At 75.8% G+C, this 15594-nt stretch carries 16 protein-coding genes; 8 read left to right on the top strand and 8 right to left on the bottom strand.

Annotated features, from left to right (window positions below; genetic code table 11):
- Positions 1–46: 46 nt before the first annotated feature.
- On the top strand, positions 47–565 hold the full coding sequence (locus V6U77_RS00845; RefSeq protein ID WP_334604096.1) for a DUF4232 domain-containing protein: 519 nt from the start codon (positions 47–49) through the stop codon (positions 563–565).
- Here V6U77_RS00845 and V6U77_RS00850 read toward each other — a convergent pair.
- Positions 562–1437 carry an ABC transporter permease gene (locus V6U77_RS00850; protein WP_334604097.1) on the bottom strand — a complete coding sequence of 292 codons (876 nt, stop codon included), beginning with the start codon at positions 1435–1437 and terminating at the stop codon, positions 562–564. The genes V6U77_RS00845 and V6U77_RS00850 overlap by 4 nt on opposite strands.
- A complete protein-coding gene (locus V6U77_RS00855; protein WP_334604098.1) occupies positions 1434–4301 on the bottom strand; it encodes an alpha/beta fold hydrolase in 2868 nt (955 codons plus the stop codon). Before V6U77_RS00855 ends, V6U77_RS00850 begins: the two co-directional genes overlap by 4 nt.
- Positions 4302–4661: 360 nt before the next feature.
- On the opposite strand from V6U77_RS00855, the gene V6U77_RS00860 reads away from it, so the two are divergent.
- Genes V6U77_RS00860 through V6U77_RS00890 form a run of 7 tightly spaced genes read left to right on the top strand, consistent with a single transcriptional unit; the run spans position 4662 to position 12961 of the window.
- Positions 4662–5846, top strand: coding sequence for a hypothetical protein (locus V6U77_RS00860; protein WP_334604099.1), 1185 nt, complete (start codon positions 4662–4664; stop codon positions 5844–5846).
- Positions 5833–8373: a nitrate- and nitrite sensing domain-containing protein gene (locus tag V6U77_RS00865; RefSeq protein ID WP_334604100.1), complete on the top strand. Its 2541-nt coding sequence runs from the start codon at positions 5833–5835 to the stop codon at positions 8371–8373. The genes V6U77_RS00860 and V6U77_RS00865 overlap by 14 nt, the downstream gene beginning before the upstream one ends.
- Positions 8370–8840 carry a roadblock/LC7 domain-containing protein gene (locus V6U77_RS00870; RefSeq protein ID WP_334604101.1) on the top strand — a complete coding sequence of 157 codons (471 nt, stop codon included), beginning with the start codon at positions 8370–8372 and terminating at the stop codon, positions 8838–8840. The genes V6U77_RS00865 and V6U77_RS00870 overlap by 4 nt, the downstream gene beginning before the upstream one ends.
- Positions 8837–9310, top strand: coding sequence for a DUF742 domain-containing protein (locus V6U77_RS00875; protein ID WP_334604102.1), 474 nt, complete (start codon positions 8837–8839; stop codon positions 9308–9310). Before V6U77_RS00870 ends, V6U77_RS00875 begins: the two co-directional genes overlap by 4 nt.
- Positions 9288–10028 carry a GTP-binding protein gene (locus V6U77_RS00880; RefSeq protein ID WP_334604103.1) on the top strand — a complete coding sequence of 247 codons (741 nt, stop codon included), beginning with the start codon at positions 9288–9290 and terminating at the stop codon, positions 10026–10028. Before V6U77_RS00875 ends, V6U77_RS00880 begins: the two co-directional genes overlap by 23 nt.
- A 43-nt stretch (positions 10029–10071) precedes the next feature.
- The gene (locus V6U77_RS00885) at positions 10072–10641 is read left to right on the top strand and encodes a hypothetical protein (RefSeq protein WP_334604104.1); all 570 of its coding nucleotides are present in this window, start codon (positions 10072–10074) and stop codon (positions 10639–10641) included.
- A gap of 22 nt (positions 10642–10663) precedes the next feature.
- On the top strand, positions 10664–12961 hold the full coding sequence (locus V6U77_RS00890) for an AAA family ATPase (RefSeq protein ID WP_334604105.1): 2298 nt from the start codon (positions 10664–10666) through the stop codon (positions 12959–12961).
- A 29-nt stretch (positions 12962–12990) separates the two neighbouring features.
- On the opposite strand, the gene V6U77_RS00895 is transcribed toward V6U77_RS00890, so the two are convergent.
- The 6 genes from V6U77_RS00895 to V6U77_RS00920 are packed head-to-tail and all read right to left on the bottom strand — an operon-like array spanning position 12991 to position 15591.
- Entirely contained in the window at positions 12991–13356 is a 366-nt protein-coding gene (locus V6U77_RS00895; RefSeq protein WP_334604106.1) for a gas vesicle protein K, read from the bottom strand.
- The gene (locus V6U77_RS00900) at positions 13353–13610 is read right to left on the bottom strand and encodes a gas vesicle protein (protein WP_334604107.1); all 258 of its coding nucleotides are present in this window, start codon (positions 13608–13610) and stop codon (positions 13353–13355) included. The genes V6U77_RS00895 and V6U77_RS00900 overlap by 4 nt, the downstream gene beginning before the upstream one ends.
- A gap of 55 nt (positions 13611–13665) precedes the next feature.
- Complete coding sequence (locus tag V6U77_RS00905; RefSeq protein ID WP_334604108.1) at positions 13666–14505, bottom strand: GvpL/GvpF family gas vesicle protein; 840 nt, start codon at positions 14503–14505, stop codon at positions 13666–13668.
- Complete coding sequence (locus tag V6U77_RS00910) at positions 14489–14857, bottom strand: gas vesicle protein (RefSeq protein WP_334604109.1); 369 nt, start codon at positions 14855–14857, stop codon at positions 14489–14491. Before V6U77_RS00910 ends, V6U77_RS00905 begins: the two co-directional genes overlap by 17 nt.
- Before the next feature lies 1 nt (position 14858).
- On the bottom strand, positions 14859–15206 hold the full coding sequence (locus V6U77_RS00915) for a gas vesicle protein GvpO (RefSeq protein WP_334604110.1): 348 nt from the start codon (positions 15204–15206) through the stop codon (positions 14859–14861).
- A complete protein-coding gene (locus tag V6U77_RS00920; RefSeq protein ID WP_334604112.1) occupies positions 15160–15591 on the bottom strand; it encodes a gas vesicle protein GvpG in 432 nt (143 codons plus the stop codon). Before V6U77_RS00920 ends, V6U77_RS00915 begins: the two co-directional genes overlap by 47 nt.
- Positions 15592–15594: the final 3 nt, after the last annotated feature.

A 15594-nucleotide genomic window follows, 5' to 3' on the forward strand; every position in this document is an offset into this window, starting at 1 on the left:
ACAGCCGGCCAGCCCACAGCCGGTCGAACCTCGGCCGGTCGAACCGATGCCGACCGGTCCCCGGCCGGTCGACCCACGGCCCGGCGAACCGGCGCCGCGCCAGACGGCGTCCGACCTCGCGGGCGAATGCCCGGAGTCCGGCGTACGGATCACGTCACCGGGCGTCAGCGCCGCGATGGGACTGCGGGCACTCAGTCTGCAACTGGTCAACTGCGGCACGAAGCCATACCGCCTGAACGGCTACCCGGTGCCGCGTCTCTACGACGGCGACGGCGATCCGATACCCGTCCGGGTCGTCGACGGGGCCGAGGAGATCACGTCGGGCTTCGACGCACCGCCCCGGCCGCTGACCCTGCGGCCCGGCGAAGGCGCTGCGGCCACCGTGCTCTGGCGCAACCTGGTCACCGACTCGACGGTCGTCGCCACCAACGGCGAGCGCCTGGAGATCGCGCCCGCCAAGGGCCGGCCCACGCAGCTGGTGGCGCTGGACGGGCCGATCGACCTCGGCAACACGGGCCGGATCGGGGTCAGCGCCTGGCGGAAGGCGACCGACCCGACGCCTTAGCTGGTGATGTCCTTACGGGTGAAGCGCCAGAAGGCGAGCCCCCAGAACAGGGTCGCGTAGCTGATCGCGGAGATCGACCCGCGTACCACGTCGTCGGTCTGCACCGGCGTCGACAGCAGCCCCAACCAGGCGGTGCTGTAGTGCGTCGGCAGGAACGCGCGCAGCGCGCCCAGGGCGGTGATCTGGTCGAGGATGCTGGAGAGGATCCAGAGCAGCACCGCGCCGCCGACCGCGCCGAGCGCCGCGTCCGTCACCACCGACAGCAGGAACGCCAGGCCGGCCACCACCAGGAGTACGACCGCCAGGTAGCCGAGCACGCCCAGCAGCCGCAGCAGCCCCTCCCCCGGTTCGAGCTGGGCCGCGACGGTGCTGCGCAGCGGCTCCCAGCCGTAGCGAAGCGTGCCGATCAGCAGGGCGGTGCCCGCGAGCAGCAGCAGCGCCAGGGCCGAGTAGACGAGCGCGACGAGCAGCTTCACCGTCAGCAGGCGGGCCCGGGGCACCGGCACCGCCAGCAGGTACCGCAGGCTGCCCCAGCTCGCCTCGCTGGCCACCGTGTCACCGCAGAACAGCGCCACCACCACGACCATCAGGAAGGACGCCGAGACGAAGATGGTGAAGAGCGTGAAGTTCAGCCCGCCCGACGTGGCGAACTCCACGAGGCTGCCGAACTCCCCGCGCCCGTTGTCGTCGTCGTCGCCCGTGTCGAACTGGAACGCGATCAGGATGATCAACGGCAGCAGCACCATGAACCCGAGCGCGAGCTGCGTACGCCGCCGGGACGCCTGCCGCCGGAACTCGGCGCCGAACGGCAGGGTCGCCGAGGGCCGGTAGCCGGCCGCCGCGCCCGCCGTGGGTGACGTGCCCGCCATCATCGGTCCCCGCTTCCCCGAGAGTTCTCGCCCACCAGGGCGAGGAACGCGTCCTCCAGGCGGCGCCGTGGCACCACCCGGTCCACCCCGATGCCGGCCCGGACCAGCTCGGCGACCACCTCGCTGCGGGCGGTGCCGTTGGTGTCCACCACGAGCTGCCCCTCGCCGTCGGGAAGCACCCGCACCCCGGCCATACCGTCGAGCACCGCCCGGGCGGCCTCCCGGTCGGTCACGTCGAACAGCACGCTGGGCGACTCGCCGACGATCTCCTCGACCGGGCCCGAGGCGACGATGCGGCCCTTGTTCACCACCACCGCGTGCGTGCAGGTCTGCTCCACCTCGGCGAGCAGGTGGCTGGAGACCAGCACCGCCCGTCCGTCGGTGGCGTAGCGCTGGAGCACCCGGCGCATCTCCGCGATCTGCGGCGGGTCGAGCCCGTCGGTGGGCTCGTCCAGCACCAGCAGCTCGGGCAGGCCCAGCATGGCCTGCGCGATGGCGAGGCGCTGCCGCATGCCGTGGCTGTAGTTCTTGATCCGCCGGTGCACGGAGTCGCCCAGGCCGGCGATCTCCAGTGCCTCGTCGAAGTGCGCGTCCTCGGCCGGCCGCCCGGTGGCCTGCCAGTACGCCCTCAGGTTCGCTAGCCCCGACAGGTGCGGCAGGAAGCCCGGCCCCTCGACCAGCGCGCCGATGCGCGACAGCACCGGCGACCCGGGCACCAACCGGTGCCCGAAGACGTAGATCTCGCCGGCGGTGGGCTGGGTCAGCCCCATCAGCACCCGCAACGTGGTGGTCTTGCCCGCGCCGTTCGGGCCGAGCAGGCCGACGACCTGACCGGGGTGCACCTCGAAGTCCACGTTCGAGACGGCGACGAAGCCGTCGGCGTACTCCTTGCGGAGCTGCCGCACGGCCAGCGGGACGCCCGCGTACGCCGGGTGCACGGAGCTGTCCTGGCGGCGGTGCCGGCGGCGGACCACGGCGACGACCACGACGAGCCCGACGGCGATCGCGGCGACCAGCCCGACCAGCACCCAGCGCCACACGGTGGCGGCGGTGGGGATCGGGTCGCCGGCCACGGTCGGCAGGCTGACCGTGCTTCCGCCGGCCGCGACGGTGTGCACGGCCGGCTCGACCGGGGTGGCGTACGCCTGGTCGGAGGTCGCCACCACCACGCGCAGCCGGTGCCCGGCCTCGAACCGGCGCACGATCGCCGGCAGGGTGACGGTGACCGGCCGGGCCGCGTCGATCGTCGGCGGCAGGCCGGTGAGCCGGACCGGGGCGACCAGGCCGTTGGGCAGGGTGGCCCCACCCTGGGGGTCGACGTCGTAGAGCTTCACGAAGAGCACCGCCTCGCCCGTCGGCGACGCCGCGCGGACGTCGACGGTCGGGGCGCCGACCACGTCCACCGCCTCGGTCAGCGGCTCCGACTCGAAGCGGGCGTGCTGGCCGGGGATGTCCCCGGCCACGCCGCCGAGCAGCGACGACAACTCGCCGGCGAAGGGCACCGAGGAGATGGCGGCCGGGTTGCCGGCCGGCGGGTTGGCGACGGGCTGGACGGGGCCGGCGACCGGTACGTCCCGGCGGGCCGTGCCGGCGACGCCGGGGTAGTCGGCGTAGCGGTAGCCGGTGGCCACCAGCCCCCGGTCGAGGGCGTCGAAGCCGGCGATGCGCGAGAACGTGAAGTCGTCGCCCGGCGCCTCGCCCTCGCCCTTGACGTAGTGGTCGAGCCACTGCACGGTCAGGAACTTCACCCGGTCCGAGTCGCTCGTCGGGCCCTCGCCGCCGTCGTGCCCGCCGGTGAACCAGGCGACCCGCACGGGCGTGCCGGCGGCGGCGATGCCGCGCGCGTTGGCGTCCGCCTCGCCGAGCGGGAAGAGGCTGTCCGCCGCGCCCTGCACGAGCAGGGTCGGCGCCTTGATCCGGTCGAGCACCCCGGCCGGGCTGGAACGGCGCAGCAGGTCCACGGCGGCCTGGTCGGCCCGACCGGTGGTGGCGATCCGCAGGTAGGCGGCGCAGATGTCGGCGGCGAACCGGCCACAGGCGGGGTCTCCGGCCCCGGCCGGCGCCCGTCCCGGACCGGTACCCGGGCCGGCGCCCGGCCCCGGGCTGGGCGGGCCGGCGGAGGCGGGCGCCCCCTCGGGCAGGGCGGCGCTGGTCCCGGAGAGCCCGGCCGGCCCGGAGCCGACGTTGCCGCCGCCGCCGAAGAAGAGCCCCGCCCAGCCGGACTTGAACACGCCCTCGGTGGGCTCCTTCCCGGTGCTCTCCGGCAGGAAGGAGCGCGACAGGTCGTTCCAGGTGATCATCGGCACGATCGCGTCGACGCGCTGGTCCTGCGCGGCGAGCAGCAGCGCCAGGGCGCCGCCGTACGAGCCGCCGACGACGCCGACCCTCGGGTCCCCGGCGGCGTCGGTACGGATGTCGGGGCGGGCGGCGAGCCAGTCCAGCAGCCGCTGCGCGTCGCGGACCTCGTAGTCCGGGTGGTCCAGGTGGATCTGCCCGCCGCTGCGGCCGAAGCCCCGCGCCGTCCAGGTGAGCACCGCGTAGCCGCGCCCGGCGAACTCCTCGGCGTCGGCGCGGACGGACTCCTTGGTGCCGCCGAAGCCGTGCGCCAGCAGCACCGCCGGTACCTTCTCCCCCGCCGAGGCGCCCTCGGGCAGGTAGAGGGTGGTGTCCAGGTCGACGGGCTCGTCGCCGGCCGGCCCGGAGGGGACGTTCACGATCGCCGCCTCGGTGCGGACGGTCGGCCCCTGCGGCAGGACCGCCCAGGTCACGGCGGCGGCGAGCAGCAGGACGACCACCGCTGCGGCGACGGCGCGCCGGCGGGTGGGCAGGGCACGCCGGATCCACGCGGCCGACGACGGCGATCTCATTGTGCACACGGTACGGCCCGGATCCTGAGCGTTGGCTGAGATCCTCCGTACGTTCGTCCGGCTGATCCGATCGGCGTCGCGTCCGCGCGGTCCAGACCGTCTCATGAGGATGAATTCGCATCACGTGAATTCCGATGTTCGTCGGAAATCCACTCCGATCCATCCTTGTCACTCCCCCGTCCGCCACGAAGGGTGCCCGACGGGCTACCGACGGGTCACTTCGGGGTTCATGACGCAAAGCTGACTGTTCGGCGGCCGGATCGAGCCACCGCTGGTCGGTTAGTTTTCCGGTCCGGTGCACGGGACTTCACCGTCGACCCGACACCCCACCATCCCGTGCTCCCGTCCGAGGAGACAGACATGACCGTCCCCGCGCCGCCGGTTCGCCGGCGGCCCACCGCGGTGGGCCGCGTACTGCCGCTGCTGCTCCTCGTCGCCCTGCTCGCACCGATGACCCTGCTGTTCGTCCAGACCTGGCAGCTCACGGCCGACGACCGGGAGCTGGCCGGCCGGGAACGGCTGGGCGTGCAGTACCTGCGTGCCCTCGCCCCGGTCACCCACGCACTGGTCGACGCCCAGTCCGCCGCCGTCGCCGCCCGGCCCGTCACCAGCGAGGCGCTGACCCGCGCGGTCGAGGCCGCCGCCTCCGTCGACGCGCGGATCGGCGACGAGCTGCGCACCCAGGAACGCTGGGCCGGCCTGCGGGCCAGGATCGAGGCGCTGGGCGCCCGCGGCCCCGCCGACCCGGAGGCGGCCTTCACCGCGTACGGCGAGGCCACCGACCTGCTGCTGGCCCTGCACGGCAAGGTCCGGGAGACCTCCGGGCTCGTCCGCGACCCCCGGCCGGACTCCTTCTTCCTCCAGCACGCGAGCCGGGACCTGCCCGAGACGGTGGTGGCGACGGGGCGGCTGGCCGACCTGGCCGTGCTCGCCGCCGACCGGCCCGCCGCCGAGCGCGACCGCACCGCCGTCGAGATCGCCGCCCTCCGGGTGGGCGTCCTCGCGCCGGCCGGCGACCTGGTCACCGACCTGCGGGCCGCCGTGGACAACTCGGAGAGCGCCGACCTCGGCCCGAGCGTGCTGAACCCGCTCGACACCTACCAGCGGGCCGTCGAGGCGATGGCGGCCCACTCCGCGCCGGCCGGCCGCGCGGCGGGAACCGACCAGTCGCGGATCGCCGGTGCCCGGCAGAACGCGCAGACCGCCGCCGAGCAGCTCCAGCCCGTCATCCTGGACGAACTCGACGCGCTGCTCACCGAACGCTCCCGCGAGCTGGACCGGGACCGCTGGCTGACCGTGGCGGCCGGGCTGCTGGCCGGGCTGCTGTGGGCGGCGCTGGGCGCTTTGTGTCTCGCCGCCCTCCGCCGGCCCCGGGGGCGTACGGCACAGGACCGGCGTGAGCGGCACGGCGCCGACACCCCGCCGGAGGACACGCCGTGGCAGCCGGCCGCCGCCCGGCGTGCGCAACCGCGCCGACCCGAGCCGGCCGGGTCGGCCCGCGAGCCCGGCGGCGCGCAGTGGGGGCACTTCGATGCTGCTCGCTAGGCTCCGCATCCGGGGCAAGCTCGCGCTGCTGGTGGTCATCCCGCTGCTCAGCATGGTGGCGCTGGCCGTGCCGGCGGTGCTCGACCGGGTGGATGCCGCGCGACGGGCCGGCGACATCGCCGACCGGGTCCGCGTCGCCAGCCGGATCGGCAGCCTGGTGCAGGACCTGCAACAGGAGCGCGTCCTCTCGGTCGGCCTGCTGCTCGGCCGGGTCACCCGCAGCGAGCTGATGCAGCGGACCGCCGGCGTGGACGACCGGGTCGCCGACCTGCGGGCCACCCCGGCGGGCCTGCTGCCACCGCAGGTGACCGAGGCCCTGCACGGCGTACGCGGGCTGACCGACGTGCGTGCCGCGGTGCTCGCCGGCACCTCCACCCCGGACCAGATCATGGCCGCGTACGGGCCGGTCAGCACGAGACTGATCGACGCGCTGCGGCTGCCGTTCGGGGTGGACACCGGCACGGCGGCCGGGCGGCAGGTGCTGGCCCTGGACGGGTTGCTCCGCGTCGACGAGGCGATGGGCGCGTGCGCCACCCTCCTCGTGCTCGTCAAGGCCACCGGCTCGCCCCGGACGAGCGCCTCGTACGTCGCCTGCATGGCGGGGCTGCGGGCGGACAACCAGGGGTTCCGCAGCCTGATCACGCCCGAGCAGTTGAAGCTGGTGACCCTCAACGACGCGGCCGTGGCCGCCCGGACCAGCGCGGACTTCCTCGCCAGGAGCGCGTTGGACCCGGCCGGCGCGACCAGGGACATCCCGCTGGACGCGCTCTTCCCGTCGGTCCGCTCGATGATCACCTTCGGGCAGTTCATCGAGAAGAAGCTCGTCGCCGACGTCATCGCCGAGGTGACCCGCCAGCAACGTCGGGCGCTGACCGAGGCGTACCTGGTGGCGGGGATCGTCGCCCTGATCCTCGCGGTGGTGCTGCTGCTCAGCGCCGCCGTCGCCCGGACGGTGGCCCGGCCGCTGACCCGGCTCACCCGCTCCGCCGACCGGGTGGCCCGGGTCGCCGAGGCGGAGCTGACCCGGGTCGCCGACGACGAGACCGAGGGCGCCGGCCCGGTACGCCTCGACCCGGTCGACGTGCGCGCCCGGGACGAGATCGGCGACCTGGCCCGCGCGTTCGACCGGGTGCAGAGCACCGCCGCCCGGCTCGTGGAACGGCAGGTCGCCGGCCGGCGCAACGTGGCCCAGATGTTCGGCCACGTCGGCCGCCGTACGCAGAACCTCGTCGGCCGGCAGATCGCGCTGATCGACCGGCTGGAGCGGCAGGAGACCGACCCCGGCCGGCTGGAGCACCTGTACCGGCTCGACCACATCTCCAGCCGGCTGCGCCGCAACGCTGGCAGCCTGGTGGTGCTCTCCGGCTCGGCCGGCGCGGACCCGCACGTGGCGCCGGTGCCGCTCGGCGACGTGGTCCGGCTGGCGCTCGGCGAGATCGAGGACTACACCCGGGTCGACGTGCAGGTCCCGCCCGGCGTGTCCGTGGCGCCCGGCACCGTCGGCGACCTCGTCCTGGCGCTGGCCGAGCTGATGGAGAACGGCACGGTCTTCTCCCCGCCGCACACCCGCGTGGTGGTGGGCGGCGAGCCGACCGGCTCCGGCGCCCGGCTGACCGTGGTGGACCGGGGCATCGGCATGACCCCGGAACGGCTGGCGGAGGAGAACGCCCGGCTCACCCGGCGGGAGCGGCTCGATCTCGCGCCGACCGAGGTGCTGGGGCTCTTCGTGGTGGGTCGGCTGGCCCGCCGGCACGGCTGGGAGGTGCGGCTCACGCCGACCGCCGGCGGCGGGGTGACCGCGCACCTGGACGTCCCGGAGACGTCGCTGGTGATCCAGCGCGCCGAGCGGGCGGGCGTCACCGTGGCCCGGGCCGCCGTACCCGCCCGCGACGGGCACTCCCCCGCCGACGCGCCGGAGGGCGCCCGCCACCACGCGCCGGAGGCCGCCCGACCCGACGCGGCCCAGGGCGCCCGCGACCACGCGGCGGTCGGGGCGGCGCCGGAGGCCCCACCGTCGGGGTTCGACGCGGCGCTGCTGAGCCGCGCCACCCGCAGCATGGAGTCTGGCGCCTCGTGGGACGCGTTCATCTCCACCGGCGAGCCGGCCGGCGTCGAACTGCGGGCACCGGCCGGCACCGAGCCACGGGGTCCGGCCGCGGCCGATCCGCCGGGCATCCGGCAGCGGGTACCCGGCGCGACCCTGCGCCCGGCCGGACCGCCGGTGACCGGGCCGGTCGAGGCCGTCGCCGCGGACCCGGCCGCCGCCCGCGCCCTCGTCGAGGCCGTCGAGTCGGGCGTACGCCGGGCCGAACTGGGCCGGGGCGCCCCGGCGGGCGGTACGCCGACCGGGCTGACCCGGCGGGTGCCCGGGGCGAACCTGACCGCCACGCCCGCCCGACAGCCCGACAGCCCGCCCGAGAACCCGGACGAGGTCCGCGACCTCCTCACCGAGTTCGAGGCGGGCGTCGCCCGCGCTCTGCGTGAAGTCAGTCAAGACCACCGCTACGAAGAGGGAACATCACGGTGACCAGCCCCTTCCTGCACGACAACGTCGACCACCAGAACCCGGGCGCCGGGGACCTGAGCCCGGAGGCACGCACCTTCAACTGGCTGCTGGACTCGTTCACCTCCAGCACGGCGGGCGTGCTGGAGGCGATCGCCGTCTCGTCGGACGGGCTGCTGATGGCCATGTCGGCGATCAAGGACCGCTCGAACGCGGAGCGGCTCGCCGCGGTGGTCTCCGGCATGACGAGCCTCGCCGGTGGCGCCGCGAGCTGGTACGCCCTCGGCGGGCTGAACCGGGTCGTCGTGGACATGGCCGAGGGCTACCTGCTGATCAGCGCGATCAGCAGCGGCTCCGTGCTCGGGGTGGTCGCCGACCGGTCGGCGAACCTCGGCACCGTCGCCTACGAGATGACCCTCTTCGCCGGCCGGGCCGGCGGCGCCCTCACCCCGAAACTGATCGCCGAGCTGAAGAACGCCGCTCAGCAATGACCCACGAGGTCGCCGGCGAGGGATCGGACCCGGAACCCACGTTCCGGATCCGGCCCTACCTGCGCGCGTCGTCTGCGCACGACACCCCGCCCGGGCCGCCGGCGACCACGGCCGCCCCGGCGCCCGAGGACGGGCCGGCCGGCCCACGCCCGTTCGTGCTCACCGCCGGGCGGGTCGCCGGCGCCGACCCGGCGATCGGGCTGGAGACGCAGGTGACCGTCCGCACGGCGACCGACCGGGCGACGCCGCCGACCTGGCTGGCGCCCGAGTTGCAGGCGATCGTCGCACTCTGCGGCGAGCCGATCTCGGTCGCCGAGATCTCCGCGCGGACCCGGTTGCACTTCGGCGTGACCCGGGTGCTGGTCGGCGACCTCCGCGCGGCGGGCCATTTGGACGTGCACGAGGGCGCCGACGCCCTCGACCCCGACATCATCCTGCGAGTGATTGATGGACTCCGTGCGATCTCCTGAATGGCCGGTCGCCCCGCTGGGCGGGATCGCCGCCAACAGCGCCGCCGCCCGGTACGGCTCCCCGACGGGACCGCAGCCCGCCGCGTCCGCGCCGCCGCCGGCGCACCGGTCGCCGGCCACCGGGGTGGCCGCGGTGCCCCGGCCCGCGCCGGCCGCCGCGCCACCGATCCCGGTGAAGATCCTCATCGCCGGCGGCTTCGGCGTGGGCAAGACCACCACGGTCGGCGCGATCTCCGAGATCGCCCCGCTGACCACCGAGGCGGAGATGACCAGCGCCGGGATCGGTATCGACGACCCGGGCGTACGCTCCACGAAGACCACCACCACGGTGGCGATGGACTTCGGCTGCGTCACCATCGACCGCAGCCTGAAGCTGTACCTGTTCGGCACGCCGGGGCAGGCCCGGTTCGGTTTCATGTGGGACGACCTGGCCCGGGGCGCCCTCGGCGCCCTCGTCGTGGTGGACAGCGCCCGGCTGGACGACTGCTACGCGGCGATCGACTTCTTCGAACGGGCCGGCCTGCCCTTCGTGGTCGGGGTGAACGCCTTCGACGGGCGGCTGGCGCACGACCTCGACGCGATCCGGTGGGCGCTGGCCGTCGGCGACCACGTGCCCCTGGTGCAGTTCGACGCCCGGGACCGGCTCTCGGTGCGGGACGCCCTGCTGGTCGTCCTGGACCGTGCACTCGAGCGGGCCACCCGGGAGAGGAAGTCCTGAACCGTTGGCGGTTCGACCCGTTTCACGAGAAGGGGTGTTCGTGATGAGAGGTGGACTGGACGAGACACTGGCCCGCATGGCGCGCCGCGAGGAGGCGCTGCGCCGGCGGGCCGCCGACGCGGGACCGACGGGCGGGAAGGCCGCCGCGTCGTCGGGAGCACCCGGCGGCGAGCCCCAGCCGAGCGGCGGAGCCGACCCGGGGCACGCCGACGCACGGCACGAGGGACGCAACGCCGGACCCGGCTGGGTCGACCCGCGCCGGGGCGCCGAACCCCGCGACCCCGTGGCGGAGGTCGCCGAGGCGGTCCGCCGGGTGGTGGCCGGCCACCCCGGCACGGCGGTCAGCATCCGGGTTGAACACGGCGGGCAGGCGTACCCGCTGCGGATCGCCTGGACCGACGCGGGCGTCACGATCGACGCGGAGGTCGCCGCGCCGCCACCGGCGTGGCCGATGTCGGTCAAGACGGTGCCGGCGTGGTCGCCGGCCCAGGAGGGGATCGCCCCCGACCCTGCGGCCCGGCTGGCCGAGCTGATCCGCCGGGACCTCTCCCTGCTCGGCGACGGTGACGTGTCCCACGGGGCACGGAACGCGCCGGAGGCGGGCGCGGCGTGACCCCGGCGGCTAGGGTCGGGCGGTGGCGGAACCCGACCTGACCCTGACCGCGAGCCTGCGGCCGGCGGCCCTGGACGCCCGACGGGGCATCGTCCGGCTGCACCCGGAGGTGCTCACCGCGCTGGCGCTGCGCCCCGGCGACCCGGTGCGGCTGGCGGGCCGCCGGGTGAGCGCCGGCATCGTCGCGCCGGCCGAGCCGACGGCCAGCACCGCGCTGCTCTACGCGGACGACCTGATGCTGGGCAACCTGGGGATCCGCGACGGCGGCCAGGTGACGGTCAGCCGCCTGCCCGTCACCCCGGCCGGCCGGGTGCTCCTCGCCGGGCCGGCGCAGATCGCCGCGGTGGTCTCCCCCGACATGCTCCGGCTGGCCCTGCTCGGCAAGGTGGTGACGGCCGGCGACGACGTGTCGCTGCTGCCGCAGGACGTGCTGCCCGACGCCTCGGTGCGCAGCCTGGTGGAGGCCGCGCGGCGCAGCCTCTCGAACAGCGTCGGGTACGCCTGGACCAGCACCCTGCTCGCCGTGGTCGCCGCCGACCCCGACGGCTCGCTGGTCACCATGGACACCGTGGTCGGCTGGGAGCACGGCCAGGCGACCCACGGCTCCGCCGGCACGGGCCCGGACACGGCACGCCTGCGGGCCGGCGGACGGACGGCGGACGGAACCGCCCAGGGCCGGCCCCGCGCCCCGGGTGCGCGCCCCGACGGCCCGGCCGTCGACGCCACCGGGCGGAGCGTCGGGATCGTCGACGACGCGCCGCCCGCGGTCGACGAACTGCCCGGGCTGCGGGCGCAGGCCGAGGAGCTCACCGAGCTGCTGGACCTCGGCTTCCACCACCGGGAGGTGCTCGGTCGGCTCGGCACGACCGTCTCGTTGGGCGTACTGATCGCCGGGCCGGCCGGCTCCGGCAAGGCGGCGCTCGTGCGGGCCGTGGCCGCCCGGGTCGGGGCCCGGGTCAGCCCGCTCTGGGCTCCCGAGGTCGCCGCGCTGACCAACCAGGCCGCCGCGGAGCGGCTGCGCGCCGCCGCGGCCGAGGCGCGCGCGGACGGTCCCGGGGTGCTGCTGGTCACCGACGTCGAGGCGCTCGCCCCGGCCGACCAGGCGGGACCGGTGGCCACGGTGTTCCGGCAGGTGGTCGCCGAGACCGTACGGGCGGGGGCGGCGGTCGTCTGCACCACCGGCCGGCCCGAGGCGGTGGATCCCGCGCTGCGCGCCCCGGACCTGCTCTCGCTGCGGATCAGCGTCCCGCTGCCGGACGCGGCGCTGCGCCGGGAGCAGTTGACGGTGCTGACCCGGCAGGTCCCACTCGCCGACGACGTGCGGCTCGACGAGGTCGCCGGTCGTACCCCCGGCTTCGTCGCCGCCGACCTGGCCGCGCTGCTGCGCGAGGCCGGGGTGCGCGCGGCGCTGCGGCAGAAGTCGGCGGAGACGCCGACGGTGGCGATGGCCGACTTCACGGCCGCGCTGGAGGTGGTGCGCCCCACGACCATGGCCGCCTCCACCCTGGAGCTGGCCTCGGTGACGCTGGACGACGTGGGCGACCTGACGGAGGTCAAGGAGACGCTTACCGAGTCGGTGCTCTGGCCGCTGACCTACCCGGACACCTTCGCCCGGCTCGGCGTGCAGCCGCCGCGCGGGGTGCTCCTCTACGGCCCGCCGGGCTGCGGCAAGACCTACCTGGTGACGGCGCTGGCCGGCTCGGGACGGGCGAACGTGCTCTCGGTGAAGGGCGCGGAGCTGCTGTCGAAGTGGGTCGGCGAGAGCGAGCGCGCGGTGCGCGAGCTGTTCCGCCGGGCCCGGGAGGCCGCGCCCACCCTGATCTTCCTGGACGAGGTGGACGCGCTCGCCCCGGTACGCGGACAGGCCAGCGACGGCGGCACCACCGACCGGGTGGTGGCCGCGCTGCTGACCGAGCTGGACGGGGTGGAGACGCTGCGCAACGTGGTGGTCGTCGGCGCGACGAACCGCCCCGACCTGGTGGATCCGGCGCTGCTGCGCCCCGGACGGCTGGAGCGGCTGGTCTACGTGCCGCCGCCGGACGGGCCGGCGCGGGCGGAGATCCTGCGTGCCTCGGCCCGCAACGTGCCGCTGGCGCCCGAGGTGGACCTCGCGGAGCTGGGTGCGCAGCTGGACGGCTTCTCGGCGGCCGACTGCGCCGCGCTGGTGCGGGAGGCGGCGCTGGCCGCCATGCGGGAGTCGCTGACCGCGTCCACGGTCACCGCCGCGCACGTGGCGGCGGCCAGCGCCCGGGTCCGCCCGTCCCTGGACCCGGCCCAGGTCGCCTGGCTCGCCGCGTACGCCGAGAAGCGGGCCGGCTGACCGGCGGTTCCGGTCGCCCGCGGCGGGTGTCAGTCGGTGGGCAGGAGGGGGCCGAGGGGCCCCAGGTCGAGGTTCAGGTCCTCCGGGGCCAGGCCGAAGTACTCGCGCAGCCCCGTCATCTGCTCCTCCAGCGCCATCAGCGTGGTGCCGATCCGCTCGACCTGCTCCTCGGTGAGGTCGCCGAGGTCGACCCGGCGCAGCGCCTGTCTCTCCATGAGCTGCCGCAGCAGCTCGACCACCGTGAGCACGAGGCTGGCCAGTCCCCGCTCGACGGAGTCGCGGTCGACGGCGAGCCGGCGGTCCAGCGGGGTCACCCGGGGCGGCTCCCACCGGGTGTCGCCGAGGGCGGCGGCGAGTCGGGCCGCCTCGTCCGGGGGGCCGCCGGGCGCGGTCATGCCGGCGGTCCCGGCGGCCGGGAGACGTCGCCCGGGACGACGACGTCGGGCGGTTGCGGCGGGGCGAGCGCGCCGACGGAGGCGACCAGCGCGCGCAGGGAGATCCGGACCAGGTCGACGTCGGCGATGGCGATGGTGATGTCGCCGCTGATCACCACGCCCGTGGCGAGGACCCGGTCGAGCAGGTCGACCAGGGCCACCGGCCGGTAGGCCAGCGGGTCGTCGGCGCTGCTCGGCGCGAGCGACGTGGTCACCACGCCGCCCCTCGGGTGAGCGCCCGGGCCGGCCACCGGACGCTCACCCGCGCCGTCAGCACGCCGGCTCCCGCACGGTGAGCGCCGGCTCCGCGGGACGTTCCTCGGCGAAGGAGTACGGCGGCCACGGGCCGGTCAGCTCGAGGCGGATCTCCGGGTGCCGTCCGGCGAGCGCGTCGACGAGTCGGCGGAAGCCGGTGGTCGCGTCGCGCCCGACCAGGTACGCCCCGTTGAGCACCATCGCCGTGGGCGCACCGGAGAGCCGGCGGTCCTGCGGGGGGTGCCGCCGGGCGGCCACCGCCTCCCCCGCCAGGGCCTCGTGCACGGCGTCAGCGGCGTCGGCGGCGATCCGCTGCCCCTGTTCGCGGGCGGTGAGCTGGGCCCGGCGCCGCCGCAGGTACGCCGCCCCGGCGCCACCCGACCCGGCGGACTCGACCGGACGGGGCGTCGCGCCCGGCACGACGTACCCCTTGACGCCCCACTCGTCGTTGCCGGCGAGCCGGTCCAGGACGGCGGTCAGCTCGACCCGGCGGGCGGTGAGCTGCTCCGCCACCCGGGCCTCGTCGTGGTGGACGGTGGCGAGCCGGGCGGGCACCACTGCGCCGGCGCGGGACAGGGCCGCGACCACCGCGTGGTGCGTCCGCGCCGCCCGCTCCAGCCAGGTCAGGTCCTCCAGGTTCCGGCGCAGCGCCTCCTCGCCGTACTCGGTCAGCGGCGCGGTGCTGACGACGGCGACCAGGCCGGTCGCCCGCACCGCGCGCACCGCGGCGCCATCCATCCCGACCGTCGTGGCGAGCAGGGCCGCATCGACATCCCGTACGACCCCGTGCAGCCACACCCCGACGGCGGGGCCGGCCGGCCCGGCGGCGGGCGTGAGGTCAACCGTCGTACGCATCCCGGTCCTTCCTGCGGGCGGCCTCCCGGGCGACCCGGGGGCGGCGTTCGGCCTCCACCTGCTCCGGGTCCCGTGGGCCGGGCTCGACCGGTGGCCGTGCCCGCGAGCTGAGCCACGGGTCGTGCTCCCACCAGTCGATGCCGATCTGCCGGGCCGTGTCGACCGAGGCGATGACCAGCCGCAGCTTGAGCGTCAGCAGCTCGATGTCGAGCAGGCTGACCCGGATGTCGCCGGCGATCACGATGCCCCGGTCGAGCACGCGCTCCAGGATGTCGCCGAGATTGGCCGGCTCGTGCCCGGCGGGCAGGACCTGGCCGGAGTTCTGCACCACCGGCGGCGGCTGCGTGGTCACCTCAACCCACCTCGCCCTTGCCGCGCTGGTAGCGCCGCAGCCGCCGGTAGCCGAGCAGGCCGCCCTCCAGGTCCAGCTCCACCTCGTAGAGGCCGAGCAGGTCGGTGGAGCTGGGGATACGCCGGTCCTCGACCAACTCCACCCCGACGAGCCAGCCGTCCCGCGACGACTGCAGCGAGGTGGTTCCCACGGGATCCCGGCCGGTCAACTCGACGATCTGCCGCATCCCCTCGCGCGCCGCCTCGGCGGCCGACACCGGTTCGAGGTACTCCTCCTCGTCGTCGTAGGAGTCGTCGGCGGGCTCACTCCTGCGCGCCCGACCGCCGTCGCCGCGGATCAGATCCACCATCGCGCTCGCCTCCCTCGCCCCCGTCGCGCGACGCCCGTCGCGCCTGCTCCGCAACCGCCTGCCGCGCCCGCCGGGTGCCGGGCTGACGGCGGGCCCCGCCGTTCTCCCGCCGGGAGCCGGGGCCGTCGCGGGCCCGGTCCCGGGCGGGCGCCGGCCGTCGGGCACCGCCGGTCAGCCGCTCCAGCACCTGCTGCTGCCCCCGGTCCCGTTCCGCTGCGTCGATCTCCCCGGCGGCCGCCGCCGCGTCCAGCGCCTCCAGCTCGCGCCGGACGTCGACGGGGTCGTGCTGCCGGGACTCCGCCTCCCGGGCGATCACCTTCACCACCGCCGTCAGCCCCCGCACCGGCGCGTACGGCAGGGTCAGCAGCGTCCACAGGATGTCCACCGG

It is taken from the genome of Micromonospora sp. CPCC 205546 (genome assembly GCF_036902715.1).
In the GTDB taxonomy this organism is placed as follows: domain Bacteria; phylum Actinomycetota; class Actinomycetes; order Mycobacteriales; family Micromonosporaceae; genus Micromonospora.

Bases quoted from the DNA above. Each gene is read 5' to 3' on its own strand.
- V6U77_RS00850 (WP_334604097.1), bottom strand. From the start codon at position 1,437: ATGATGGCGGGCACGTCACCCACGGCGGGCGCGGCGGCCGGCTACCGG.
- V6U77_RS00905 (WP_334604108.1), bottom strand. From the start codon at position 14,505: ATGCGTACGACGGTTGACCTCACGCCCGCCGCCGGGCCGGCCGGCCCC.
- V6U77_RS00915 (WP_334604110.1), bottom strand. From the start codon at position 15,206: ATGGTGGATCTGATCCGCGGCGACGGCGGTCGGGCGCGCAGGAGTGAG.
- V6U77_RS00895 (WP_334604106.1), bottom strand. From the start codon at position 13,356: ATGACCGCGCCCGGCGGCCCCCCGGACGAGGCGGCCCGACTCGCCGCC.
- V6U77_RS00865 (WP_334604100.1), top strand. From the start codon at position 5,833: ATGCTGCTCGCTAGGCTCCGCATCCGGGGCAAGCTCGCGCTGCTGGTG.
- V6U77_RS00880 (WP_334604103.1), top strand. From the start codon at position 9,288: ATGGACTCCGTGCGATCTCCTGAATGGCCGGTCGCCCCGCTGGGCGGG.
- V6U77_RS00845 (WP_334604096.1), top strand. From the start codon at position 47: ATGCCGACCGGTCCCCGGCCGGTCGACCCACGGCCCGGCGAACCGGCG.
- V6U77_RS00875 (WP_334604102.1), top strand. From the start codon at position 8,837: ATGACCCACGAGGTCGCCGGCGAGGGATCGGACCCGGAACCCACGTTC.
- V6U77_RS00860 (WP_334604099.1), top strand. From the start codon at position 4,662: ATGACCGTCCCCGCGCCGCCGGTTCGCCGGCGGCCCACCGCGGTGGGC.
- V6U77_RS00855 (WP_334604098.1), bottom strand. From the start codon at position 4,301: ATGAGATCGCCGTCGTCGGCCGCGTGGATCCGGCGTGCCCTGCCCACC.
- V6U77_RS00885 (WP_334604104.1), top strand. From the start codon at position 10,072: ATGAGAGGTGGACTGGACGAGACACTGGCCCGCATGGCGCGCCGCGAG.